General features: G+C 57.9%; 25 protein-coding genes. 13 read left to right on the forward strand and 12 right to left on the reverse strand.

All coding sequences use genetic code 11. The features are described from left to right. The first annotated feature begins 57 nt into the window (after nt 1–57). The 3 genes from VN114_RS06060 (at nt 58) to VN114_RS06070 (ending at nt 3,099) form a co-directional block, all read left to right on the forward strand. The gene (locus VN114_RS06060) at nt 58–1,434 is read left to right on the forward strand and encodes a phosphomannomutase/phosphoglucomutase (protein ID WP_325513004.1); all 1,377 of its coding nucleotides are present in this window, start codon (nt 58–60) and stop codon (nt 1,432–1,434) included. 187 nt (nt 1,435–1,621) lie between these two features. After that, on the forward strand, nt 1,622–2,908 hold the full coding sequence (gene waaA, locus VN114_RS06065; protein WP_325513006.1) for a lipid IV(A) 3-deoxy-D-manno-octulosonic acid transferase: 1,287 nt from the start codon (nt 1,622–1,624) through the stop codon (nt 2,906–2,908). A 65-nt stretch (nt 2,909–2,973) separates the two neighbouring features. Continuing rightward, nucleotides 2,974–3,099 carry a hypothetical protein gene (locus tag VN114_RS06070; RefSeq protein ID WP_325513008.1) on the forward strand — a complete coding sequence of 42 codons (126 nt, stop codon included), beginning with the start codon at nt 2,974–2,976 and terminating at the stop codon, nt 3,097–3,099. Between the two features lie 79 nt (nt 3,100–3,178). Here VN114_RS06070 and VN114_RS06075 read toward each other — a convergent pair whose 3' ends face one another. Together VN114_RS06075 and VN114_RS06080 are read right to left on the reverse strand one after the other, a co-directional pair. After that, complete coding sequence (locus VN114_RS06075; RefSeq protein WP_325513011.1) at nt 3,179–3,802, reverse strand: hypothetical protein; 624 nt, start codon at nt 3,800–3,802, stop codon at nt 3,179–3,181. A gap of 42 nt (nt 3,803–3,844) precedes the next feature. After that, nucleotides 3,845–4,135 (reverse strand): hypothetical protein, encoded by a 291-nt coding sequence (locus VN114_RS06080; protein ID WP_325513013.1) that lies wholly within the window; start codon nt 4,133–4,135, stop codon nt 3,845–3,847. A 222-nt stretch (nt 4,136–4,357) separates the two neighbouring features. On the opposite strand from VN114_RS06080, the gene VN114_RS06085 reads away from it, so the two are divergent. Next, complete coding sequence (locus VN114_RS06085; protein WP_325513015.1) at nt 4,358–4,636, forward strand: hypothetical protein; 279 nt, start codon at nt 4,358–4,360, stop codon at nt 4,634–4,636. Nucleotides 4,637–4,738: 102 nt separating this feature from the next. Here VN114_RS06085 and VN114_RS06090 read toward each other — a convergent pair whose 3' ends face one another. The 3 genes from VN114_RS06090 to VN114_RS06100 are packed head-to-tail and all read right to left on the reverse strand — an operon-like array spanning nt 4,739 to nt 10,605. Beyond that, a complete protein-coding gene (locus VN114_RS06090; protein ID WP_325513017.1) occupies nt 4,739–6,199 on the reverse strand; it encodes an efflux transporter outer membrane subunit in 1,461 nt (486 codons plus the stop codon). Next, nucleotides 6,196–9,345, reverse strand: a complete 3,150-nt coding sequence (locus tag VN114_RS06095; protein ID WP_325513019.1) for an efflux RND transporter permease subunit — start codon at nt 9,343–9,345, stop codon at nt 6,196–6,198. The genes VN114_RS06090 and VN114_RS06095 overlap by 4 nt, the downstream gene beginning before the upstream one ends. A 12-nt stretch (nt 9,346–9,357) precedes the next feature. Next, on the reverse strand, nt 9,358–10,605 hold the full coding sequence (locus VN114_RS06100) for an efflux RND transporter periplasmic adaptor subunit (RefSeq protein WP_325513021.1): 1,248 nt from the start codon (nt 10,603–10,605) through the stop codon (nt 9,358–9,360). Nucleotides 10,606–10,851: 246 nt separating this feature from the next. Here VN114_RS06100 and VN114_RS06105 point away from each other — a divergent pair, with 246 nt between their 5' ends. Beyond that, nucleotides 10,852–11,490 (forward strand): TetR family transcriptional regulator, encoded by a 639-nt coding sequence (locus VN114_RS06105; protein ID WP_325513022.1) that lies wholly within the window; start codon nt 10,852–10,854, stop codon nt 11,488–11,490. Nucleotides 11,491–11,538: 48 nt separating this feature from the next. Here the strand turns inward: VN114_RS06105 and VN114_RS06110 are convergent, their stop codons facing one another. The 3 genes from VN114_RS06110 to VN114_RS06120 are packed head-to-tail and all read right to left on the reverse strand — an operon-like array spanning nt 11,539 to nt 13,884. Continuing rightward, complete coding sequence (locus VN114_RS06110; protein ID WP_325513023.1) at nt 11,539–12,849, reverse strand: TolC family outer membrane protein; 1,311 nt, start codon at nt 12,847–12,849, stop codon at nt 11,539–11,541. A gap of 26 nt (nt 12,850–12,875) precedes the next feature. Beyond that, nucleotides 12,876–13,208 (reverse strand): rhodanese-like domain-containing protein, encoded by a 333-nt coding sequence (locus tag VN114_RS06115; protein ID WP_325513024.1) that lies wholly within the window; start codon nt 13,206–13,208, stop codon nt 12,876–12,878. A 10-nt stretch (nt 13,209–13,218) separates the two neighbouring features. Continuing rightward, nucleotides 13,219–13,884: a protein-L-isoaspartate O-methyltransferase gene (locus VN114_RS06120; protein ID WP_325513025.1), complete on the reverse strand. Its 666-nt coding sequence runs from the start codon at nt 13,882–13,884 to the stop codon at nt 13,219–13,221. A 299-nt stretch (nt 13,885–14,183) separates the two neighbouring features. Between VN114_RS06120 and VN114_RS06125 the strand changes: the two genes are divergently transcribed. From VN114_RS06125 to recQ, 3 genes are all read left to right on the forward strand, one after another. After that, entirely contained in the window at nt 14,184–14,447 is a 264-nt protein-coding gene (locus tag VN114_RS06125; protein ID WP_325513026.1) for a YkgJ family cysteine cluster protein, read from the forward strand. Between the two features lie 197 nt (nt 14,448–14,644). Next, nucleotides 14,645–15,478, forward strand: a complete 834-nt coding sequence (locus VN114_RS06130) for an undecaprenyl-diphosphate phosphatase (protein WP_325513027.1) — start codon at nt 14,645–14,647, stop codon at nt 15,476–15,478. A 25-nt stretch (nt 15,479–15,503) separates the two neighbouring features. Next, on the forward strand, nt 15,504–17,321 hold the full coding sequence (gene recQ, locus VN114_RS06135) for a DNA helicase RecQ (RefSeq protein WP_325513054.1): 1,818 nt from the start codon (nt 15,504–15,506) through the stop codon (nt 17,319–17,321). A 48-nt stretch (nt 17,322–17,369) separates the two neighbouring features. On the opposite strand, the gene trmB is transcribed toward recQ, so the two are convergent. Together trmB and VN114_RS06145 are read right to left on the reverse strand one after the other, a co-directional pair. Continuing rightward, complete coding sequence (gene trmB / locus VN114_RS06140; protein WP_325513028.1) at nt 17,370–18,089, reverse strand: tRNA (guanosine(46)-N7)-methyltransferase TrmB; 720 nt, start codon at nt 18,087–18,089, stop codon at nt 17,370–17,372. Between the two features lie 92 nt (nt 18,090–18,181). Beyond that, complete coding sequence (locus tag VN114_RS06145) at nt 18,182–18,796, reverse strand: SRPBCC family protein (RefSeq protein ID WP_325513029.1); 615 nt, start codon at nt 18,794–18,796, stop codon at nt 18,182–18,184. A 141-nt stretch (nt 18,797–18,937) separates the two neighbouring features. Between VN114_RS06145 and VN114_RS06150 the strand changes: the two genes are divergently transcribed. Then, complete coding sequence (locus VN114_RS06150; protein WP_325513030.1) at nt 18,938–19,690, forward strand: YceI family protein; 753 nt, start codon at nt 18,938–18,940, stop codon at nt 19,688–19,690. An 84-nt stretch (nt 19,691–19,774) separates the two neighbouring features. Here VN114_RS06150 and VN114_RS06155 read toward each other — a convergent pair whose 3' ends face one another. Further along, nucleotides 19,775–21,502: a TRAP transporter large permease gene (locus tag VN114_RS06155; RefSeq protein WP_325513031.1), complete on the reverse strand. Its 1,728-nt coding sequence runs from the start codon at nt 21,500–21,502 to the stop codon at nt 19,775–19,777. Further along, the gene (locus VN114_RS06160) at nt 21,499–22,041 is read right to left on the reverse strand and encodes a TRAP transporter small permease subunit (protein WP_325513032.1); all 543 of its coding nucleotides are present in this window, start codon (nt 22,039–22,041) and stop codon (nt 21,499–21,501) included. The genes VN114_RS06155 and VN114_RS06160 overlap by 4 nt, the downstream gene beginning before the upstream one ends. A gap of 222 nt (nt 22,042–22,263) precedes the next feature. Here VN114_RS06160 and VN114_RS06165 point away from each other — a divergent pair, with 222 nt between their 5' ends. The 4 genes from VN114_RS06165 to VN114_RS06180 form a co-directional block, all read left to right on the forward strand. Continuing rightward, complete coding sequence (locus tag VN114_RS06165) at nt 22,264–22,716, forward strand: MarR family transcriptional regulator (RefSeq protein ID WP_325513033.1); 453 nt, start codon at nt 22,264–22,266, stop codon at nt 22,714–22,716. 272 nt (nt 22,717–22,988) lie between these two features. Then, complete coding sequence (locus VN114_RS06170; protein WP_325513046.1) at nt 22,989–23,417, forward strand: organic hydroperoxide resistance protein; 429 nt, start codon at nt 22,989–22,991, stop codon at nt 23,415–23,417. A 50-nt stretch (nt 23,418–23,467) separates the two neighbouring features. Next, entirely contained in the window at nt 23,468–24,487 is a 1,020-nt protein-coding gene (locus VN114_RS06175; protein ID WP_325513048.1) for an alpha/beta hydrolase, read from the forward strand. Nucleotides 24,488–24,583: 96 nt separating this feature from the next. Next, nucleotides 24,584–24,952: hypothetical protein (locus VN114_RS06180; RefSeq protein ID WP_325513050.1), on the forward strand; the 369-nt coding region annotated here is incomplete at its 3' end.

Consider the following 24,952-nt stretch of genomic DNA (forward strand, 5'->3'; position numbering starts at 1 on the left):
ATCTTCCCATCGCCGTTCGCGATGGTGTGAATTTTTCTGAAAGGATCACGGTTTCATATGGCGACTCTCACGCAAGGAATTTTCAAGGCTTACGACATCCGCGGCATTGTCGGCAAGACGCTCGACGCCGGCATCGCGCGCGATATCGGTCGCGCCTTCGGCAGCGCAGTGCGCGCCAAAGGTGAACAGATTGTCGTGCTCGGTCGCGACGGTCGTTTGTCGGGGGCCGAACTGGCCAGCGCATTGGCGGAAGGACTGCAGTCGGTCGGCGTCGATGTCGTCGATCTGGGCGTGGTCGCCACGCCAGTGCTGTATCTCGGCACACAGGTGCTCGATACGCCGTCCGGGATCATGGTGACCGGCAGTCACAATCCGCCCGACTACAACGGCTTCAAGATGGTATTGGCCGGCGAGGCGATTTACGGCGAGACGATCCAGCAGCTGTATCAGGCAATCGCTGCAGACAAATTTGTCGAAGGCAAGGGCAGCTATCGCACCTACGATATTGCCGACACCTACCTGAAACGCATTGCTGGCGATGCCAAGCTGGCGCGGCCGATGAAGATCGCCATCGATTGCGGCAACGGCGTGGCCGGTGCATTTGCCGGCGATCTCTACCGTGCAATGGGTTGCGAAGTCATCGAACTGTTTTGTGAAGTCGATGGCACCTTCCCGAACCATCATCCCGATCCTGCGCATCCGGAAAACCTGCAGGACTTGATCAAGTGCCTGCAGGAAACCGATGCCGAAATCGGCCTGGCGTTCGATGGCGACGGCGATCGTCTCGGCGTGGTGACAAAAGACGGTCAGATCATTTATCCGGATCGTCAGTTGATGCTGTTTGCGAAGGACGTGCTCACGCGTCATCCGGGCGAACAGATTCTGTACGACGTCAAATGCACGCGCCATCTGGCACCGTGGATCGAACAATACGGCGGCAAGCCGCTGATGTGGAAAACTGGTCATTCGCTGGTCAAGGCGAAGATGCGCGAAACCGGTGCACCGCTCGGTGGCGAAATGAGCGGTCACATTTTCTTCAAGGATCGCTGGTACGGTTTTGACGACGGCATGTATGCCGGTGCGCGCATGCTGGAATTGCTGAGTCGCGAACAAGATCCGTCAGCCGTGCTGAACGCGTTGCCGCAATCGGTCAGCACGCCGGAACTGCAGCTGAAACTGGCGGAAGGCGAAAGCTTCCCGTTGATCGCCAAATTGCAGGCCGAAGCGAAATTCCCAGGCTCGGATCAGATCATCACGATCGATGGCTTGCGTGTCGAGTATCCGGACGGTTTCGGCCTGGCGCGTTCGTCGAATACCACGCCGGTGATCGTCATGCGCTTCGAGGCGGAATCGCAACAGGCGCTGCAACACATCCAGGCGGAATTCAAGCGCGTCATCACGGCGGCAAAACCTGACGCGGTGATGCCGTACTGATCCGCAGCTGAGACAAAAATGCCGTCCCCGGTACAAGCCGCGGACGGCATTTTCTTTGTATCGCGGTTCATGCGTATCTGAATGACACCGCTATCGGCCGACGCGGCATAATACGGCTGATGCGATTCTTTCCCTTTTCACCTCTCCTTTTCCCTGCGTTCGCCGACAAGGCCCGCAGCACGAACCGATGCGTTTGATCTATTCCGTTGCCTGGTGGATCGCGCTGCCGCTCGTGTTGCTGCGATTGCTGCTGCGTGGCCGCCAGGAGCCGGGGTATCGGCGCCATGTGGCCGAGCGGCTCGGCTTTTACGGCGACGTGGCGCATGACGGGATATCGCCGATTCTCTGGGTGCATGCCGTGTCCGTTGGCGAAACGCGCGCCGCACAGCCGCTGATCGATGCCTTGCTGGCAGCTTATCCGGCGCACCGTATCCTGTTGACGCACATGACGCCGACCGGCCGAGCGACGGGCCGTGAACTGTTCGGCAAACAGGATCGCGTGATCCAGAGTTATCTTCCCTACGATACCGGCTGGATGGTCGGACGATTTCTGCGTCATTTTCGGCCGCAATTGTGCGTATTGATGGAAACCGAAGTGTGGCCGAACGTGATGGCGCAATGTACGCAACGTCGGGTTCCGGTGGCGCTGGTCAACGCGCGTCTGTCGCAACGTTCATTGAATCGGGCATTGCGTTTTCCTGCGCTTTTTGGGGAAGCGGCTGCGGCGATGTCATGTGTCGCGGCGCAGACCGACGGCGACGCACAACGCATCAGGCAGCTCGGTGCGCCGAACGTTCACGTAACCGGCAGCATCAAGTTCGATGTGGTGCCGCCTGCTGCGATGCTGGAGCGTGGGGCTGCATTGCGTGCGCAATTCGGCCAGCGGGCGGTGCTGACATGTGCCAACACACGTGACGGCGAGGAGGCGCTGATTCTCGATGCATTGCCGTCGCTGGACGTGGCGGATGCGCTGCTGGTAATCGTGCCGCGCCATCCGCAACGTTTCGATGAAATTGCCCGGATGATCACGGCACGCGGTCTGTCGCTGGCACGTCGCTCATCAGCAGGCGACACGCCGATTGGCGATGCACGTGTTTTCCTCGGTGATTCGATGGGCGAGATGTTCGCCTACTATGCCGCATCCGATATCGCCTTCGTCGGCGGCAGTTTGTTACCGCTTGGCGGCCATAACCTGATCGAAGCATGTGCAGTCGGCAAACCGGTGCTGATCGGACCGCATACGTTCAATTTTGCAGATGCTGCCGACAATGCCATTGCGGCAGGAGCGGCATTGCGGATCGCAGATGCGGAGGAGTTGATGAAGCAGGCAACGTCGCTTTTGCTGGATGAACGCGAGCGCAAACAGATGGGTGAAAATGCCCGCCAGTTCTCGCAACAACACGGCGGCGCGACAGAACGTACAATGACACTTCTCGCGCCCTTGCTTGTTCCACAGTCAATGGCTGCGCGATAACAACAGATGTAGACCGGAGCGACCATGAGTGAATTGCAGAAAAAGCAGACGAGAAATCAGCGGTCATGAACGAAAAACCGTTGAGCGGTGAGGTTGCCGATACGGAACAGAAAGATGGGAAGCCGGTGGATTACCGTTACGTCCCGCACGGACAGGGACCTTGCAGTTGCTGCGGCCCGTACGGCGAATGAGGTTGCTTCCTGTAATAAAAACCGGTCGACAGACCGGTTTTTTATTGTGCCAAGCAAATGGGCAAAACGAAGTGCATGCTCAGCGTCGCTGCACGCGACCATTGTTCAGCAAGCGATCCACGTCGCGCGTCAATTTGTCCAGATCGCGTTGCAACTGCTCCCGTTCCGATGGGGTGACGCGGCCGTCGGCACGGAAGCCGGTTTCGCGCCGGTAAATATCGTTTTCGCGCTGTCGCAGCCGTTGCGCTTCGGTGCGCGTGATCAAGCCGACCGAAATGCCGTAATCGATGCGTTTTCCGATCTGCTCCTCTCGCCCCGCAATATCGGGAAGATAGCCTTGAGGTTGGGCGGTCAGCCGGTTGTTTGACAGCTTGCGTTCGACATCGGCCCGCAGTGCATTCAGGTCGCGTTGCAGGCTGTCGCGTTCCTGTGGCGAAGTGTAATTATCGTTCTTGATACGTGCTTCGCGAAACCGGATGTCGCGTTCACGCCTGGATAGTTTTTCCGCTTCATCCTGTGTAATCAGGCCGGTATCGATACCTTGCTGAATACGCATGTGGATATCGCGCTGTTGCTGCTCGATGCTGTAGCTGCTGACGCGTTCTGCAACGGCCAAAGTGCTTGCGCCGGAAAGCAGGGTAGCGACAGTCAGCGAGACGAAAAGGGTGTGGCGATATTTCATTGCCGATCGATTGATTTTCATGACACATGGCCTTTGCAGTCACCGGTCATGAAGACCCGGCGATCAATAACGGTATGGATTGTTCGGACGGCGATCGTAGCGATTCGGCACGCCGTCACGATCGTTGTCACGATAGTAACGCTTGTGATGGTAATACCGGTGCGGATGAACGTAAACCGGGCGCGGTTGAACATAGACCGGACGCGGTGCCACATAAACCGGGGCAGGTGCATAGACGGGTGCGACCGGCACGCCGAGATGCACATCGACATCCACGCGTGCCATTGCCGGCGCGGTTGACAGCAGCAATACGCCTGCCACGATGCCTGCCGAAATGCCGAGATATTTTTTCATGATTCATCTCCGTGATTGAATGATTCCATTTAATACGAAGACGTGATTTGCAACCAGTTTGAATCGGTAAGGAGTGTTACAACTTGTATCCGCAGAGCATTGCCTGAATGACAAAATCGGTGCCTGATCAATCGCTCGCATGCAGGCCAACATCCCATGTAAACGGGATACGAAAATCCCGCGAGGAGGGCCAGAATGTGCGGCAACAAGGAGAGCTGTCACATGTCATTTCAATTGCCGTCGAACGTCACCGCGCAACGCAAATCGATTTCAACCACATCCTACGAATACATCCTTCGCCACGCCGAACTCGGTCAACTGGGGCAGATCATGCTGAGCGTCTGCGCCAGGGGAAATTGCAAGATCACATCGTTGGTAAACGGAATGCCGGGCGAGTTGTTGACGGAACGCCGTCGTGCAGTATTCGAACCGCTGGCCAGGACGCTGGCAGCAGAGATCATGCTGACGACGAATTCGCGTCATGCAGTCATCACCGGGTGAGTACGATTGCAGCCTGAATCGGGATCGAATGCCAGTCAGGCTGCAGCGATACTAAAAAAAAGAGGCCCTGACGGGCCTCTTTTTCATTCCATATAACTGTCGTTACTGCGCCGGTGTCGGTACCGTTGTTGCCGTTGACGACACAGCGGTCGTTTCCAGCAGCCCACCGCCGAGCGAGCGGTAAAGGTCGACGGCATTTGTCAAACGCAGTTGTCGAACCTGTACCAAATCGAGATCGGCGGCAAACAGATCGCGTTCTGCATCCAGTACGTCCAGCGAGCTGGCAATGCCGTTGTCGAAACGCTGGTTGGCCAGTTTCAGGCGTTCTGCCTGTGCATCACGGACTCTGAGTTGGGCATCGATCTGCTCGTCAAGCAGACCGCGTGCAACCAGCGCGTCGGACACTTCGCGGAACGCCGTTTGAATGGTTTTCTCGTAGGTGGCGATTTCGATGTTCTTGCGCACTTCGGACAATTTCAGGTTGGCGATATTGCGGCCGCCCTGGAAGATCGGCAATATCATTTGCGGTGCAAACGACCACGCACGCGACCCGGCATCGAACAGGCCGGACAATTCACTGCTCGCCGTGCCGACGCCAGCCGTCAGCGAAATCTGCGGGAAGAACGCTGCGCGTGCCGCGCCGATGTTGGCGTTGGCAGAAATCAGCGACTGCTCTGCGCTGCGAATGTCGGGACGCTGCGTCAGCAGATCGGACGGCAAGCCGGCGGGAAGGTCGGTGGCGAGATCCAGTTTCGACAGATCTTCTGCAGGCGGCAGATCGGTCAGCGGCTGGCCGACCAGCAGGGTCAGCGCATTCCATGCCTGTGCACGCTGTCGCGCGAGTGCCAGTTGTGCCACACGCGCCGTTTGCAGCAGAGCTTCGTCCTGTTGCAGGTCCAGTGCAGACAAGGCGCCAACATCGAATCGCTGTTTGGCCAGCTTGTAGGCATCGGCACGCGTTTCGTACGTACGCTTGGCCAGATCGTATTGTTCGGCGTAGCCGCGTTCGGTCAGATAGGCGGTAGCCACTTCCGCTACCAGGCTGATGTGCGCGGCACGCTGTGCTTCTTCCGTCGCCAGATACTGTGCCAGTGCGGAATCACTCAAACTGCGTACACGACCGAAAAAATCGAGCTCGAATGCCGCGAGCCCGAGTCCGACCTGATAGTTGCTGGTGACGACCGAGGTGCCGGTCGGCGAGATCGAAGCCGGCGTGCGTCCCCGGTTGCCGGTCGCCGTGACATTCAGGTTCGGATAGAGATCGGCCGACTGGATGTTGTACAGCGCGCGTGCTTCCTCGATGCGCAATGCGGCAACACGCAGGTCGCGGTTATTGACAAGTGCGGTGCCGATCAACGACTGCAGACGTTGATCGGGGAAAAAGTTGCGCCAGCCTATTTCTGCCACATGCGTTTGCGAGGCGGACGCTGCCTGACCGTCTGCTTCGGTCTGTCCCGCATAGGTTGCTGCAACCGGCGCATCCGGGCGCACGTACTTCGGCGCCATCGAACATCCGCTTACCACGCCTGCCACCAGCAGGCATAACGTCATTTGCTTGATCATATTTCTTCATCCTCATTGCGTGGCTTGTGCGCCGCATACATGCGACGTTGACGTTCGTTACCCTTGAAGATGGTGCGAACGACCACGAAGAACACAGGTACCAGGAACACCGCGAGCACCGTGGCCGTGATCATGCCGCCCATCACGCCTGTACCGATTGCACGCTGGCTGGCAGAGCCGGCGCCGGACGCGATCACCAGTGGCAGCACGCCGAGGATGAACGCCATCGATGTCATGATGATCGGACGGAATCGCAGGTGAACCGCTTCCAGCGTCGCTTCGATCAGTCCCTTGCCCTGCGCCTGCAGATCCTTCGCAAACTCGATGATCAGAATGGCGTTCTTCGCTGACAGCCCGACCACTGCAATCATGCCGACCTTGAAGTACACGTCATTCGGCATGCCGCGCAACGTGACGCCAAGCAGCGCACCGAGAATGCCGAGTGGCACCACCAGCATCACGGAGAGCGGGATCGACGTGCTTTCATACAACGCCGCCAGCACCAGGAAGACGGCGATCAGCGACAGTGCATACAGGGCGGGAGCCTGCGAGCCGGAGGTTTTTTCTTCCAGCGACTGACCAGTCCATTCATAGCCGAAGCCCGGCGGCAGCTTGGACATCATCGATTCCATTTCCTTCATCGCTTCACCGGTACTGTGACCAGGTGAAGGTGCGCCGGAAATCTTCATCGCCGGATAGCCGTTGTAGCGAATCAACTGGACCGGTCCGGTGATCCATTTCGACGTCATGAATGACGAGAACGGCACCATCTTGCCATCGCTGCTGCGTGCATACAGTTTGGTCAGATCGTCCGGCTGCAAACGACGTTGTGAATCCGCCTGCACGATCACACGTTGCTGGCGACCCTGATTCGGGAAGTCGTTGATGTAGGACGATCCGAGCGCGGTGGACAGAACGCTGTTGATTGTCTCGAACGGTACGCCAAGCGAGTTGGCCTTGTCACGATCGATATCAAGCTGCAGCTGCGGCGCATCTTCCAGTCCTTCCGGACGCACGCCTGCCACGACCTTGCTTTGTGCTGCCAGGCCGAGCAACTGATTGCGCGCTGCGACCAGCGCATTGTGTCCGAGGCCGGCGCGATCCTGCAGACGGAAGGTAAAGCCGGTCGCATTACCCAGTTCGCGGATTGGCGGCGGGTTCAGCGGGAACACGATGGCGTCCTTGATCGTCGAGAAGGCACCGAAGGCCTTGCCGGCGATGGCATCGGCCGTTTCGCCTGCGCCACGTTCGCTCCAATCCTTGAAAGGCGTGAAAACCAGCGCAGCATTCTGACCGTTGCCCGAGAAGCTGAAGCCCAGAATGCCGATTGCATGCTCGACTGCCGGTTGCTTCAGATAATAGTCTTCCACCTGTTTCACCACTTCCAGGGTACGCGCGGTACTGGCACCTGCCGGCAACTGGATATTGGTAATGATGTAGCCTTGATCTTCATTCGGCAGGAACGATGCCGGCAGACGGACGTACAGCAGGCCGACACAGGCCACGATCAACACGTACACGATCATGTAGCGGCCGGTCTTCGTCAGCATCTTGCCGATGAATCCCTGGTAGGAATTCGCCGTCCGGTTGAAGCGACGGTTGAACCAGCCGAAGAAACCTTTCTTGTCATGGTGATGACCGGCTTCGACAGGTTTCAGGATCGTGGCGCACAACGCCGGCGTCAGCGTAAACGCCATCAGCACCGAGAACACCATCGAGGCCACCATCGACAGCGAGAACTGGCGATAGATCGCGCCGACCGCGCCGCCGAAGAACGCCATCGGGATGAACACGGCGATCAGCACCAGCGTGATACCGATCAGCGCACCGCTAATCTGTCCCATCGCCTTGCGTGTTGCATCGCGTGGCGACAGGCCTTCCTCGCTCATGATGCGTTCGACGTTCTCCACCACGACGATCGCATCGTCGACCAGAATACCGATCGCCAGCACCATGCCGAACATCGTCAGCACGTTGATCGAGAAGCCGAACAGCAGCAACGTCGCAAATGTTCCCATCAGCGCAACCGGCACCACGATCGTTGGAATGATCGTGTAACGCAGGTTTTGCAGGAACAGATACATCACGAGAAACACCAGCAGGATGGCTTCCAGCAACGTCTTGACGACTTCCTCGATGGAGATCTTGATGAATTTCGACGTGTCGTAAGGGATCGTGTATTTCACACCGGCCGGGAAATACTTGGCCAGCTCATCCATCTTCTTGTGGACCGCCGTTGCCGTGCCCAATGCGTTGGCTGTTGGCGAAGGCTGCACACCGATAAAGGAGGTCGGCGCACCATCGAGACGACCCGAGGTTTGGTAGGTTTGACCGCCGACTTCGATGCGCGCCACGTCGCGCAGACGCACCGTCGAACCGTCCTTGTTGGCGCGCAGGATGATGTTGCCGAACTGCTCCGGCGAGGTCAGCTGGCCTGCAACGACCACCGTTGCCGTGATCTGCTGCGTTTGCGGGCTTGGCAGATCGCCGAGCGTGCCGCCTGCCACCAGTGCATTTTGATTGCGGATCGCCGTGCTGACATCGCTCGGCGTCAGGTTCAGGCCCACCAGCTTGTTCGGATCGATCCAGACGCGCATCGCACGTTCGGTGCCGAACAACTGAGCCTGACCGACACCGGGAAGACGACGAATTTCATTGAGCACGTTACGCGACAGGTAATCGCCCAGCGCGACCGGATCGAGCGATCCGTCCGTCGATGACAGACCGATGAACATCAGGAAGTTACTACGCGACTTGGTGACGATCAGACCCTGTTGCGTCACAACGGACGGCAGGCGGGCTTCGACGCGTTTCAGGCGGTTCTGAACGTCGACCGACGCCAGATCCTCATTGGTGTCTGCGGAAAAGGTAACGGTGATCTGTACCTGACCGTTTGCCTGACTCTGAGATTCGACATACTGCAGACCGTCGGCACCGTTCATTTCCTGTTCGATGATACTGGTGACGCTGTCATCCAGCGTTTGTGCAGTAGCGCCGGGATAGTTGGCGGTAATGACGATCGTTGTCGGCGCAATGTTCGGATACTGCGCGACCGGCAGACTGGTGATTGCGAGAGCGCCGGCCAGCATGATGAAGATGGCCAGCACCCAGGCAAAAACCGGGCGGTCGATGAAAAATTTACCCATTACGGTGCTCCCTTACTTCGACTTGGGTTGGTCTGCGGTCTTGGCGGCAGGTGCGGGCGATGCGGTTGTACCGGCAGCATCTTTCGCGGCCGGTGCAGCACCGGCTGGCGCTCCCGCAGGTGCCGCTTTCTGCCAAGGCACAGGCTTGACCGTTGCTCCCGGCTGGACTTTCTGCAGACCTTCGACAATGACCTGATCGCCTTCTTTCAAGCCGTCGGTAATCACCCATGAATCGTTGTTGGCGCTGCCGGTCTTGACCGGACGTGCCGCTACCTTGCCATCTGCACCGACCACCATGACGGCAGAACCGCCAGGCGTCTGGCTGACGGCCTGTTGCGGAACCGTGATCGCTTTTTCATCGACAGCCTGTTCGACGCGTGCGCGAACGTACATGCCCGGCAGCAGCAGACGTTCCGGATTAGGGAATTCTGCGCGCAATGTGACGGCGCCCGAACTTGCGTCGACAGTCAGATCGGAGAACAGCAATTTGCCGGCGTGTTGATATTCCTGACCGTCTTCCGTGATCAGGGTGACTTTCAACTGATCCTTGCCGGCGCTTTTCAGCTGGCCGCTTGCCATGGCGCGACGCAGTTGCAGGACCTCGGTACTGGATTGCGTCATGTTCACGTAAACGGGATCGATCTGCTGAACGACTGTCAGCGGCGTTGCATCGCCTTGACCCACCAGGGCGCCTTCCGTTACCAGTTCACGACCGACGCGTCCGGCGATCGGCGATGTCACGGTGGCGTAACCGAGCGACAGCTTGGCGGTTTCACGCGCAGCCTTGGCGGAGGCGAGATCGGCCGTCGCCTGTTTCTCGATCGCGACCACGTCATCGTATTCCTGCTTGCTGACGGCGTTGGTGGCAACCAGCGGCTTGTAGCGCTGCGCTTTCAATTGCGCCTGCAACAGCGTCGCCTCTGCGCGCTGAACGGCAGCTTCTGCGCTGTTGTAGTTGGCCTGGAACTGCGCCGGATCGATCAGGAACAGTGTGGCACCTGCCTTCACGTCGCTACCTTCGCGGAACGTCCGCTTCAGCACGATGCCGGGAACGCGGGCACGCACTTCGGCAACGCGGCTGGCTTCCAGGCGACCTGGCATTTCGGTGGTCACGCCCAATGGGGCAGGCTTGATTGTGACGACGGCCACTTCGGTTGGCGGCGGAGCCGCCGGTGCTTCCGATTTTGCGCCGCAACCGGTGATTGCATACGCTAAAAGGAGGGTCGCGCTAAGTTGGGTCAAACGGGGAAGTGAACGCATAGACAATCTCGCACAGTAAGTGAATCGTTCTGCCGCATGGCACGACAGTCCGGTGAAGAAAAATTACGATGAGGCTGGAAGGAAGGGAAAGCGCGGGTTGAAAGACCGCCGATTTCTTTTCCTGAAGACGGGTGCTGCAAAATCAGGGTATTATACATACATTCGCGGATGTATGTATAAACGGCAACTCATGCACTAAGCATAACTAAAAATAGCCGAAATTTGTGACAGGAGATTCAGTTCAATATGGCCCGTTCAACCAAGGAAGAAGCGCTTGAAACGCGCAGCCGCATCATCGATGCAGCGGAAGAGGTCATGTTCGCGCGTGGCGTGGCACAGACGTCGCTGGCTGACGTGGCAGACGCCGCCGGCGTGACGCGCGGCGCGATCTACTGGCACTTCAAGAACAAGGCCGATCTTTTCGAGGCAATGGTCGAACGCATACGTCTGCCGCTGGAAGCACTGATGCAGACGCCGGAACCACAATACAAGAACGATCCGCTGGGACATCTGCGCACCACATGGGTGCGTCTGTTGCTGGACGTCGTTCATATTCCGCGTACCCGGCGCGTGCTGGACATCCTGTTTCTGAAATGTGAACTGGTCGATCCGAACGACACGATCTGGATACGTCAGAACGAGTGTTATCAGAACTGGCTCAAAACGACCGAGGGCATTCTGCAACAGGCGATTTCACTCGATCAATTGCCGACCGATCTTGACTTGAAGCTGGCGGTATTGATTCTGCACAGCCACATCAGCGGCATGCTGGAAAACTGGCTGTTTTCGCCGACGACTTTCGATCTCGAAAAGGTTGCCGAGCCGATGATCGATGCCTGCCTGGACAGCCTGCGCTATGCGCCGTCGCTGCGTCTGAAGAAATAAATAGGAAGGATCTACCGGTGCAATACTCAATACCGGGGCTGGAAGAGATCAGCGTTGTGTCAGCAGCGTATTGATTTGCACAAGATCCTGTTCCTGCAACGTGCCGGCGGCAGATTTCAACTGCAGGCTTTTCATCAGGGTGTCGTAACGTGCCCGGGCTAGATCGCGCTGTGTGGCATATAACTGCTGCTGTGCATTCAACACATCGATATTGATGCGCACACCAACCTGATAACCGAGACGGTTCGATTCCAGTGCCGACTTGCTGGATGTCTCCGCCGCTTCCAGCGCTTTCACCTGCGCCAGCCCATTCGTCACGCCGAAAAACGCCTGTCGCGCATTTTGCGCTGCGGTGCGGCGTGCCGTTTCCAGATCTGCGCGCGCCTTGTCCTCCAGCGCTATCGCCTGTCGTACGCGGCTGGTCACGGCAAAGCCGCTGAACAGCGGAATCGACCATTGCACGCCAACCGAGGTCTCGGGTCCATCGTCGTCACGGTCAACGACATCGTCCCGCCGTTTGGTATTGCTGCGGCTGGCGACGAGATCGACGGTGGGGTAGTGACCTGCACGATTGCGCGTGATGTCGCGCATCGCGATTTCCAGTGACAACTGCTTGCTGACGACATCGAAATTCCGTTGTTCTGCACTGTCGACCCAGCGTTCCATTTGCGCCGGCTGTGGTCGTTGCAGCGTGACGCCGGGGCGCAACGTCGCCAGTTCGGTTGGCGGTTTGCCGATGATCTGCTGCAGCGCGGCGCGTTTGACGTCGAGATCGTTCTGCGCAGCGAATTCCTGTGCGGTCGCCAGATCGTACCGGGCCTGCGCTTCGTGTGTATCGGTAATCGTGGCGGAGCCTACTTCGAAATGTTTTTTTGCCGACTCGAGTTGTTCGCTGATCGCGATTTTTTCCGCGCGCAGCGAAGCCAGCGCATCCTGTGCAGTCAGTACATCGAAATAAGCCTGTGCGGTGCGCAGGATCAGGTCCTGGCGGACGACGGAAAAAACCGCTTCGCTCGCGGTGACGGACAGTTTGCTTTGTTCGTAATTTTGCCAGGCGGCAGGGTCGAACAACGGTTGTGTCAGCGACAGCGCATAACTGTTCGCGGTGCTGCTTGGCCTGTCGTTGCGCCGCAGACGCTCGTTTGATCCGGTAATGCCAACCGCCGGCAGCAGGTTGGCAAGGCCCTGTACCGAGACTTCGCGATCGGCGGTCAATCCCGCCCGCGCGCTTGCGTAGACAGAATCATTGCTTAACGCATCGTGGTAGACCTGCAGCAGATCGGCTGCCGAAGCGTACGAGGGAACATGCAGCGAGAGAAGAATGACGGTAACCAGCGTGACAAATTTGACTGTACGCATGAATCGTCGGTATCGGGCGACGTCGCTCAATAGGTCGGCATGGTCGTATCGACCTGCAGCGCCCATGCGTGTATCCCGCCGGTCAGATTGGTCACCTGTGTGAAACCGTTGGCTTCGAGGAAGTGCGCAACCCGCATGCTGCGTGCGCCGTGATGGCAGATGCAGACGATGAAGGCATCACGGTCCAGCTGCTCGAGCTGGCCGGGAATGGTATTCATCGGGATGGAAACAGAGCCCTCGATATGGCAGGTCTGGTATTCCCACGGTTCCCGTACATCCAGCAGCACAGGCGCGCTGCCGGAAGACCCGGCCGAATCTGCAATCAACGCAGCGACTTCCGGCGCGGTCATGTGTTGCATGGATACGTCCTCAGAACTTGAAGTGCGACGGCGTGACCGCGTTGCGCAATGGCTTGATCAGTGTTTCGAACACGCCGACCGTGTTGTAGCTGACGTCGGAAACGCGTGTGATGACCTGCGCTGTCATTGCCGGCGCGTTGCCGACGACGACGAACATGCGGCCGCCGACCTTGATCTGCGACAGCAGACTTTCCGGCACAACCGGCAACGAACCCGACACGACGATCACATCGTATGGTGCGTTCGGTTGATTGGCGCCGTTCCAGCCCTTGGAGCCGTCACCCTCGACAACTTCAACGTTGGTGACGCCGTAGTCGGCCAGGTTCTTCTGAGCCATCGCCTTCAGTTCCGGATCGATTTCGACCGTCGTGACGTGGCGCGCCTGATGTGCGAGCAATGCAGCCATGTAGCCCGAACCGGCACCGATTTCCAGTACGTTCTCGTGTTTCTTGACGGCCAGCTCCTGCAGGATGCGCGCTTCCACGCGCGGTGCCAGCATGTTTTCACCATTCGGCAATGGAATTTCGCTGTCGGCAAAGGCCAGTGCGCGGTAGGCGAGCGGTACGAACGCTTCGCGCTTGACCACGACCAGCAGTTCGAGAACGTCCAGATCGAGTACGTCCCAGGGACGAATCTGCTGTTCGATCATGTTGAAACGGGCTTGTTCGATGTTCATGTTGGGACTCGGGTAGCTGAATGGGAAAACCGGCATTTTATCAAAGGATGCATGCCTTGCCGCAACAGACGCACCGCACAGGGCTGGCGGTAGAGGAGCGTTCCGGTCGGGATTGCTGCGATTGCACCGGCGGCGGTGCGCGGGGACGTCTGGCTTGCCGGGACTGCATCCGGGCATGCGTACTGTAAGCGCCGGTCGCAACAGCGTCAAGGGTGAAGGCGTCGACACCGCTGTAAAATGCGCGGCTGGCTGCAATTTGCCACATTGGAACCCGGAACGATGTCGAATGACCAACGCGCATGACTAGCTTGATATGTCGCCCCGATTGCGGCGCATGTTGCACCGCACCGTCGATTTCATCGGCGATCCCCGGCATGCCGAACGGCAAGCCGGCCGGTGTGCGTTGTGTGCAACTGGATGAAGTCAATCGCTGCCGGATCTTCGGCAGTCCGGAACGGCCTTTGGTGTGTGCGAGCCTGCAGCCGGAGCCGGAAATGTGCGGCGTCACGCGTGACGATGCAATGTTTTATCTGACGACTCTGGAACGAATGACAACAACCTGAGTCGAATCGCCGGTACAGCGATCCGGCTGCGGAAATTCGTCCGGCAACATGTGCGCTCATGGTAATCTTTGGGCCGCGTCGATCCGGCAGCGTATAAAGATGCGCGACGATTTTCCGGCAAGGATGCACGCACGTTGTAACCCGTACGGCGTCACCACCGGCGGGTTTTTTTATGACCAGATAATTACTGTTTCTACATGGATCCAATTCTCGCGCTCAAGGCCATCATCATCGGTATCGTCGAAGGCCTGACCGAGTTTCTGCCGATCTCATCGACCGGCCATCTGATTCTCGCCGGCAGCCTGCTGAACTTCGTCGGTCCGAAAGCCAAGGTGTTCGAGATCGCGATCCAGACCGGTGCGATGTTTGCCATCCTGTGGGAATACCGCGCCCGTATTTCCGCAGTCTGCAACGGCCTGTTCACCGAGCGGCGTTCGCAGAAGTTTGTCCTCAATATTCTCATCGCCTTTTTGCCGGCAGCCATTCTCGGCCTGATTTTTGCCGCCAGCATCAATGAAAAACTGTTTGCGCCGATTCCCGTTGCCTGCGCCTTCATCGTCGGCGGCTTCCTGATCCTGTGGGTGGAACGTCGCAATCGCAATCGTCAGGATGCCGCACGTGTGGAAACGGTCGATGACATGACCGCACTTGATGCGTTGAAGGTCGGTTGCGCGCAGGCGTTTGCGCTGATTCCCGGCACCAGCCGCTCCGGCGCCAGCATCATCGGCGGCATGTTCTTCGGCCTGTCGCGCAAGGCGGCAACCGAATTCTCGTTCTTCCTCGCGATTCCGACGTTGTTCGGCGCGACCGCCTATTCGGTCTACAAGGCGCGCGATCTGCTGTCGATGTCCGATGTCCCGCTGTTTGCGCTCGGCGGTTTTTCGGCGTTCGTTTCCGCTTTCCTGTGCGTGCGCTGGCTGCTGCGTTACATCAGCACGCATGACTTCACCTTCTTCGCGTATTACCGCATCGTGTTCGGACTGTTTGTCCTGTTGAGCGCGCACTACGGCTGGGTTGTCTGGGCAGAATAAGGTGAACGCAGCAGTCAATCCCGCGATGCGGGACGATCTTGGCGCGCAGGCGCTGCATGTGCTCGAATCCGTGTTCGGCTATTCGTCCTTCCGTGGCGAACAGGCAGAGATCGTCGATATCGTCGCCCGTGGCGGCGATGCGCTGGTGCTGATGCCGACCGGCGGCGGCAAGTCGCTGTGCTATCAGATTCCCTCCTTGCTGCGCGACGGCGTCGGCGTTGTTGTCTCGCCGTTGATCGCATTGATGCAGGATCAGGTCGATGCACTGGCGGAAGTCGGTGTGCGCGCCGCGTTTCTCAATTCCTCGCAAACCTTCGACGAATCGATGCAGATCGAACGCCGTTTGCGCAGCGGCGATCTCGACCTGTTGTACGTCGCGCCGGAAAGGTTGATGACGCAGCGCTGTCTCGACATGCTGGAAGCGGCAAAGGTCGCGCTGTTTGCCATCGACGAAGCGCATTGCGTGGCGCAATGGGGACACGATTTCCGTCCGGAGTACATCAAGCTCTCCATCCTGCACGAACGTTTTCCGCATGTGCCGCGTATTGCACTGACGGCGACGGCCGATCAGCAGACGCGCGAAGAGATCATCCATCGCCTGCAACTCGACGACGCGCGCATGTTTGTCTCGTCGTTCGATCGCCCGAACATCCGTTACCAGATCGTCGAGAAGGCCAACGGCCGCAAGCAATTGCTGGACTTCATCGAGGCCGAACATGCGGGCGACGCCGGCGTCGTCTACTGCCTGTCGCGCAAGAAGGTCGAGGAGACGGCGGAATTCCTGAAGGAAAACGGCATCAACGCGCTGGCCTATCACGCCGGCATGGAAACCTCGGTGCGCAGCCGCAATCAGGCGCGCTTCCTGCGGGAAGAAGGCATCGTGATGGTGGCGACGATCGCGTTCGGCATGGGCATCGACAAGCCGGACGTGCGCTTTGTCGCGCATCTGGATCTGCCGAAAAGCATCGAAGGCTATTACCAGGAAACCGGTCGCGCCGGTCGCGACGGCTTGCCGGCCAACGCATGGATGGCTTACGGTTTGCAGGATGTGGTGCAACAGCGCCGCATGATCGACGAATCGGAAGCCGATGAAACCTTCAAGCGCGTGCAGAGCGTCAAGCTTGATGCAATGCTGGGCTTGTGCGAAACCTTGCATTGCCGTCGCACGCGACTGCTCGATTATTTCGGCCAGCCGTCATCGCCATGCGGTAATTGCGACACCTGCATCAGTCCGCCCGGCGCCTATGACGCGACGGTCGATGTGCAGAAATTGCTGTCCACCATTTATCGTGTCGATCAGCGCTTCGGCGCGATGCATGTGCTGGACGTATTGCGTGGCATCGATTCTGAAAAAGTCCGGCAGCGCAGTCACGAACAGCTGTCGACGTTCGGCATCGGCTCTGACCGCAGCGAAGCGGAATGGCGTGCGATTCTGCGACAGGTCATTGCGCTCGGACTGGTCAGCGTCGATCACGAATCGTTCGGTGTGCTCAAGCTGACCGACGCAGCACGCCCGGTATTGAAGGGCGGCGAACGCGTGCAGTTGCGCGTCTATCAAAAGCCGGTCAAGGCGCGACGCACATCAGGCAAGCCGAAAGGGTTTGTCGAAACCGATCTGTCCGCAGAAGAACAGGTCGTGTTCGAGAAGCTGCGCTGGTGGCGCATGGAAACGGCACGCAAGCACAACGTGCCGGCCTATGTGATCTTCCACGATGCGACGATGCGCGAGATCGCGAAAGTGCAACCGCATTCGCTGGACGACCTGCGCGGCGTCAGCGGTGTTGGCGAAAAGAAGCTGGAAACCTACGGCGAGGAAATCGTGGCGCTGATCGTCGAGCAGTAATTTCTGGCTCGATAGCGCCAGTTTCCATTTCCTTGTTTATTTTCTTGTTTATTTCTTTGTGAAGACCACATCCCACACACCGTGCCCGAGTTTCAGGCCACGGTTTTCAAACTTGGTGACAGGGCGGTAATCGGGGCGCGGTGCATAACCGTCCGCCGTGTTTTGCAGTGTCGGTTCCGCGCTCAGCACTTCCAGCATCTGTTCCGCATATTCCTGCCAGTCGGTCGCGCAATGCAGATAACCGCCAGGCATCAGGCGTGACGACAGCAATTCCACCATCGGTCCCTGGATCAGGCGCCGCTTGTTGTGGCGCGCCTTGTGCCAAGGATCGGGGAAGAACACGTGCACACCGGCCAGCGATTGCGGCGCAATCATGTGCGTCAATACTTCGAATGCGTCGTGCTGGATCAGGCGCAGATTGGTCAGGTTCTGCTCGCCGATGAGTTTCAGCAGGCTGCCGACGCCCGGCGTATGGACTTCCACACCGATGAAATTCTTTTCCGGCATACCGCCCGCGATTTTTGCCGTGGTCTCGCCCATGCCGAAGCCGATTTCGAAAATCGTCGGCGCGCTGCGGCCAAAGGCCTGCGCCACATCCAGCGGGGCTTTCTCGTACGGGAGCATGAACTTCGGTCCGAGTTCCTCCAGCGCGCGTTCCTGTCCGGTCGATACGCGGCCTGCGCGTGTGACGAAGCTGCGAATGCGGTGTTCGGTCGGGTCGTAGAAAAGCGGTTTGCGGTTGCCGTCTTCGGCGTTGTGATCGGTCATGCTGTCGAGTCTTGAAAGGTACGGGAGCGGCTTGTTTTACCGCGGGCCGTATTGTACCGCGCAGCCATCGATCGGCCGTCGATTGGCTCCAATCAGTCCGGCAAATTGGGTGCGCGCAGGGTGGCGCGGCGTTCGATTTCGTCCACCATGCCGCGGAATTGCTCGGAAATGTTTCTGCGCAGCAGCGGCACCGCAATGGCCGACGGCACGCTGATGCCGGGCTGGATGATGCCGCTCCAGTGCAAGGCATAGTTGTCGTCGCCGTCGCGCTTCTCGATATCGTAGCGGCCGTTCAACTGCTTCAGATTTCCCTTGAGAAGTCGCACGCTGATGACGGAAGGCGACGGTTCGCCTGTTTCCACCGTGACGTCGATCGGAAAGCGCAGGAACCACAGCCGTGCTACGCCGGATTGTTCGACGATGGCAGTCTTGTCGCGCCGTTCCAGCAAACGGCTCCTGCTCATGCCGGGAATGAAATCGGCCAGATGATCGTAATCGGTCAGCGTGTCATGGATCAGCGCAAATGGCGCCTTGATCGTGGCGCGGGCATCGACCTGTACCGCATCGCCATTGCGTTCCGCGCTGACGGAAAAGGATTCCGCTGCATGCGCGATACCGCCCATCGCAAGCAATGCGATACCTGAAAAGAGGACGTTGCGTCCCGCACGTACAGCAACGGCAAAGGAGAAAAACGGCGGCAGACGCATTCGGTTATATTACCTTTCACCTTCGGCCGGCATCAGCGGTATTTTGTGACGACGCCGTGACAGCCGCGAGACACCACCAAGAAGCCGGCAAGACTCGCACGGCAACACGACGATCGATTCATCAGTTCGACAGGAGTATTAATGAAACCGACCATGCATCAGTTGACACGACACTTCCTGTTGTTGCTGACAGTGAGTGCATTGGTTGCGGGCTGCGCACCGAATGTTCCGTTGCAATCGCAACAATCGATGCAGGAATCCGGGCAGAAACAGCACACGCTGCCGGAATCGCGTTACCTGCAGGCGGAGGCGCAAGGCAAAAATATCCTGCGCGTCGATTCGGCCAAATCGCTGGTGGCGTTCGAAGTGCGTCGCGATGGGCCGTTCGCCAAACTGGGACACGATCATGTTGTCGCCAGTCACGACGTGAAAGGGTTTGTCGCACCGGACGAGAACACGGCGGATCTGCAGGTGCGCATGGATCAACTGGTGGTCGACGAAGCGCCGTTGCGCGCGGAGGCCGGATTCGATACGCAGCCGACAGCGGACGATATTGCGGGGACACGACGCAACATGCTGCTTCATGTGCTGGAGGCGGAACGCTATCCATATGCCGCGATTCACATCGAACGCAAGGATGCAAATAGCAAAGCAGCGAAGCAAAGTGGCAAAGCCATACTGGATGTTGCGATCACATTGCACGGCACGACCAAACACTTCGACGTTCCCGCGACAGTGGAGACAACGGCGGCCGGCATGATCGTCAGCGGCAGCATGCATTTCAACCAGACCGATTTCGGCATGACGCCGTATTCGATCCTGAACGGCGCGATTCGCGTCGCCGACAGGCTGGACATGCGCTTTCACGTCGTCGCCGAAAAACGGGAAAGCTAGAAGCACGCAGAGCAGCGGTATCAACAAATAAAAAAAGAGGACATGGCGCTCAGCGGCATGTCCTCTTTTTGATTGCAGCGAAAGTTACGGTGACGGCGCTGGCGTCGTTGCCGGGCTGTTGCTATCCGGACTGCTTCCCGAATCGTACGTCGGCAATGCCCAGTCGGAAGTGCCCTGATTGATCTGCTGCTCGATCACCAGACCGCCGGATGTATCGGTCACCGTGCCCTTGTCGAGCAGGCCGGTCGCCAGTTGCGGGAACGATGCCACCAGAATCACCATCAGGATCTGCAGGCCGACCCACGGCAATGCGCCCCAGTAAATGTCCGAGCTCTTCACTTCTTTCGGTGCCACGCCGCGCAGGTAAAACAGCGCAAAGCCGAACGGCGGATGCATGAACGAGGTCTGCATGTTCACACACAGCATCACGCCGAACCAGACAAGTGCTGCCTGCGATGCCGCTTCCGGGCTGCCCATGCTGGCCAGCAGGACTGGCGCCAGGATCTTCTCCGCCACCGGTGCCAGCATCGGCACCACGATGAACGCGATTTCGAAGAAGTCGAGGAAGAACGCGAGGAAGAAGATGAACAGGTTGACCACCACGACAAAGCCGATCCAGCCGCCCGGCAGATCGGTGAACAGATGTTCGACCCACGTGCCGCCATCGACGCCGAGGAACACGACCGAGAAGCAGGTCGAGCCGATCAGGATGAACACGACCATGCAGGTCAGGCGCATCGTCGATTGATAGCCCTGGACAATCAGGTTGCGCAGATCGCGGATACGCGTGGCGCGATATACCAGCCATGCGATACCGACGTAGGTCGCAGCCAGCGCAGCCTGCAGGAACGGCTTGGCATTGCTGGATACGCCGATGTTTTCCGTATAGAAGATCACGCTGACCAGCGCAGCGATGGCCAGCCCGACCATGCTGATGCGCAGGAACCAGCGATCGCGCTGCGTGAATTCCTTGTCGCGGATCACGGCCAGCACGACGGCACCGAGCGCGCCCATCGCGCCGCTTTCGGTCGGCGTTGCAATACCCAGCATCATCGTGCCCAGCACCATGAAGATCAGCACGGCGGAAGGGATGATGCCGCGCAGGCATTTGCGCCACAGCGCCCAGCCACGCAGCGTGATGTCTTCCTTCGGAATCGCCGGCAGCCAGTCAGGCTTGATGCGCGACAGCAGGAAGGTATACGCCACGAACAACGCGATCTGCATCAGCGACGGCCCCCATGCACCGAGGTACATGCTGCCGACGTCGGCGCTGGCGGTCTGCGTGCGCAACTGATCCGACAGCACGACCAGCACCAGCGACGGCGGCACCAGTTGCGTGATCGTGCCGGACGCAGCCAGCACACCGGTCGTATAGCGAACGTTGTAGCGATAACGCATCATCACCGGCAGCGAAATCATCGCCATCGTGATGACCTGCGCCGCCACGGTTCCGGTAATCGCACCCAGCACGAAGCCGACGATGATCACCGAATAGCCGAGACCGCCGCGGATCGGGCCGAACAACTGGCCCATCGAATCGAGCATCTCTTCAGCCAGGCCGCACTTTTCAAGCACGGCCCCCATGAAGGTGAAGAACGGAATCGCCAATAGCAGATCGTTGGCCAGCACGTTGCCGAAAATCCGCTGTGGCACCGCCTGCAGATAATTGACGCCGAAGAAGCCTTCCTCGATCGAGATGAAGCCGAAGAACAAACCGAGCGCCAGCAGCGAGAACGCCACCGGAAAGCCGATGAGCATGAACAGGACCAGGCCGCCGAACATCAGTGGCGGCATATACTCGAGTGGAATCATTGGACCGGCCTTTCATACTTCGATTCGAGAACCACATCGCCGCGCAGCGCTGCAATGCGTTTGATCAGTTCGGAAATGCCCTGCAGGGCCAGCATGGCAAAACCGACCGGCACGATGAACTTGATCGGATAGCGGATCAGGCCGCCGGCATTGCTGGATTCTTCTAGGATGTCCCACGACGGCATGAACAGCGAGATCCACGACAGATAGGTAAACAGGAAGCAGGCCGGCAGCAGGAAGAAGATCACGCCGAAGATATCGATCCACAAACGTCCGCGCTCGGACACGTTGGCGTACACCAGATCGACGCGCACGTGCTCGTTGCGCTGAAAGGTATAGGACGCACCCAGCATCACCGCGGCACCGAACAGGTACCACTGCAATTCCAGCGCCCAGTTATTACTCCAGTCGAAACCGTAGCGGATCAGCGCATTGGTCGCACTGATCAGGCAGGACAGCAGGATCATCACATTGGCGACACGGCCAACGCGTTCTCCCACCCAGTCTATCCAGCCGGATAGCCGCAGCAGCATATTCATCAAACTTCTCCTTTTTGTATCTTTGACACCACTGCCACCGCTGTGCGGCAATCGGATTTCGGCAATGTATCACCCGACCCTTACGCCTCCCTGAAGGGCACGTAAAAAGCCAAAGCGCAGATTGTACGATTGGGCATCCAAAAAGGTTGTTGAATCTTTTTCGCGACAATATTTAAAAATAGCTTGCAATTAAATAGTGCACTATTTATTATTCGAACCATGATGAAAACGAAGACAGCCAAAGCCGATGCTCCCAGACTGGATGACCAGCTCTGTTTTGCGCTGTATTCGACTTCGCTGGCAATGAGCAAGGTCTACCGCAAACTGCTGCCGAAGTTGGGTCTGACGTATTCGCAGTATCTGGTGATGATGGTGTTGTGGGAGCAAGACGGTGTGACCGTGACGGATATCGGCGATCGCCTGTTCCTGGATTCGGCCACGCTGACGCCGCTGCTCAAGCGGATGGAAACGGCAGGCTTGATCAGCCGGACCCGCGCTGCCAGCGACGAACGCCAGGTCATCATTACGCTGACGAAAAACGGCGACACGCTGCGTCAGAAGGCGATGGAAATGCACGGTGAGGTTTTCTGCGCCACCGAATGCGAGCTCGACGAGCTGATCGAGATGAAGGAAAAACTGGTTAATTTGCGTAGCAAGTTAGCAAAAAATGGATAGAAATTCGGATAAGAAATTCGGCTGAAACCGGATAGATTAAGCGGGGTGAAGAACCTGAAAACCTTCACCCCATTTTTAGAGTATTTAAGTAGTGCGCTATTTAATAGTTATCGATATGAGTGTCGGTAAAGGCGAGCCGAATAAAACATATCGTCGATCGTTTTAATTTGTAGGTCATTTTTGTAGTGCATTTTTCACAGTTATTTTTGCAGTTACTTAGCAGTTACTTTCGTAGTTATTTTTTAATGCAACAACCTTCAGGAGAAAACACCATGGCAAACATCAAACAAGTTCTGTACCGCGCTCAAGCAACCGCAACCGGTGGTCGTGACGGCCGCGCCGTCTCGTCTGACGGCGTACTCGACATCGCACTCGGCACGCCAAAAGAACTCGGCGGTGCAGGCGGCGCAGTCACCAATCCGGAACAACTGTTCGCCGCAGGTTATTCGGCCTGCTTCCTCGGCGCGATGAAATTTGTCGCCTCGCAGGAAAAGATCAACGTCCCGAAAGACGCAAACGTCCAGGGCAACGTCGGCATCGGCCAGGTTCCGACCGGTTTCGCGATTGAGGTCGAACTGAAGATTTCGTTGCCAGGCATGGACCGCGCCGCTGCGCAAGCGCTGGTCGACAAGGCACACATCGTTTGCCCGTACTCCAACGCCACACGCGGCAACATCGACGTGACGCTGACCATCGTATAAACCAATAAACATAACCATTGCGACCACCGCTTTCGAAAGGACACATCATCATGAATTCGCTCAAGAAAATTATCGGCCTCTCCGTATTGAGTCTCGCCATCGGCAACGCCTTTGCAGCCGGCAGTGCCGGTGTCGAACACAACACGCAGAAATTCCTCGAAGCGCTGGAAGCCGGCGGCGGCAAGCCGATCGAGCAACTTTCGCCGGCCGATGCGCGCAACGTACTCGTCGGTGCGCAAGCGGGTGTCAAGCTGACCCTGCCGAAAGCGGACGTGTCGCAAAAAACAATCGACGTCGATGGCCAGAAGATCAACCTGACCATCGTGCGTCCGGACGGCGTCAAGGGCACGCTGCCGGCCTTCATGTTCTTCCACGGTGGCGGCTGGGTGCTCGGCGATTATCAGACGCATGAACGCCTGATCCGCGATCTCGTCTCCGGCTCCGGCGCAGTCGCCGTCTATGTCGATTACACACGCTCGCCGGAAGCCAAATACGGCGTGGCTATCAATCAGGCCTATGCCGCAACCAAATGGGTCGCCGCACACGGCAAGGAAATCAACGTCGACGGCAAACGCCTCGCCGTTGCCGGCAACAGCGTTGGCGGCAACATGGCAGCCGTCGTCGCATTGATGGCAAAGGACAAGGGCGAACCGAAGCTGCGCTTCCAGGCATTGCTGTGGCCGGTCACCGACGCCAACTTCGAAACCGCTTCGTATAACGAATTCGCCGAAGGCCACTTCCTGACGAAGAACATGATGAAGTGGTTCTGGGACAGCTATACGACCGACGCCGCCAAGCGCAAGGAAATCTACGCATCGCCATTGCAGGCAACGACCGAGCAGTTGAAGGGTTTGCCACCGACGTTGATCCAGGTCGCAGAGAATGACGTGCTGCGCGATGAAGGCGAAGCCTACGGCCGCAAGCTGGATGCAGCAGGCGTCGATGTCACGACCGTCCGCTACGACGGCATGATTCACGACTACGGTTTATTGAACGTGGTGGCGAATGTGCCGACGGTGAAGGCAGCGATGCGGCAGGCTGCGGATGAGTTGAAGGTGCATTTGAAATAAAAATAAGGCCTGCTAATTCTTGAATTAGCAGGCCTTATTGGTATACAAAGTTGTTCTGATATATTTCCCCGCATAACTAAAATCAGGGGGACATATATGAGAGGGCGATACTATCTTGGTCGAGTAGTAAAAAAGGGACTTTTAGACCAAGGAAAATTAATCCAAACACTACTAGCACCACCAATCGTTGAGGTGGGTAAATTTGAGTGGACTATCACAGATGTTGTTGATGGCCTGAATGAAGAAATTCCGTTCTTATTCGGAAAACTGTCCAAATATGCAAAACGCGGGCATGTCAAAATCGTAGATGAAAACTCACGTTTACAAGTTGATGCCGTCGCTACCAATCTGCTAGAGGCAAGTTCTCCATTTGTGTATCTTCCGGAATTTTCAGGGCTTGCGTTCTTACATGCTTGGAACGGGGTCACGGAAAATCTTTTTCCAAAAAGATTCAAGGCAATTGTA

It is taken from the genome of Oxalicibacterium sp. (assembly GCF_035565035.1).
Classification (GTDB): Bacteria; Pseudomonadota; Gammaproteobacteria; order Burkholderiales; family Burkholderiaceae_D; genus Oxalicibacterium.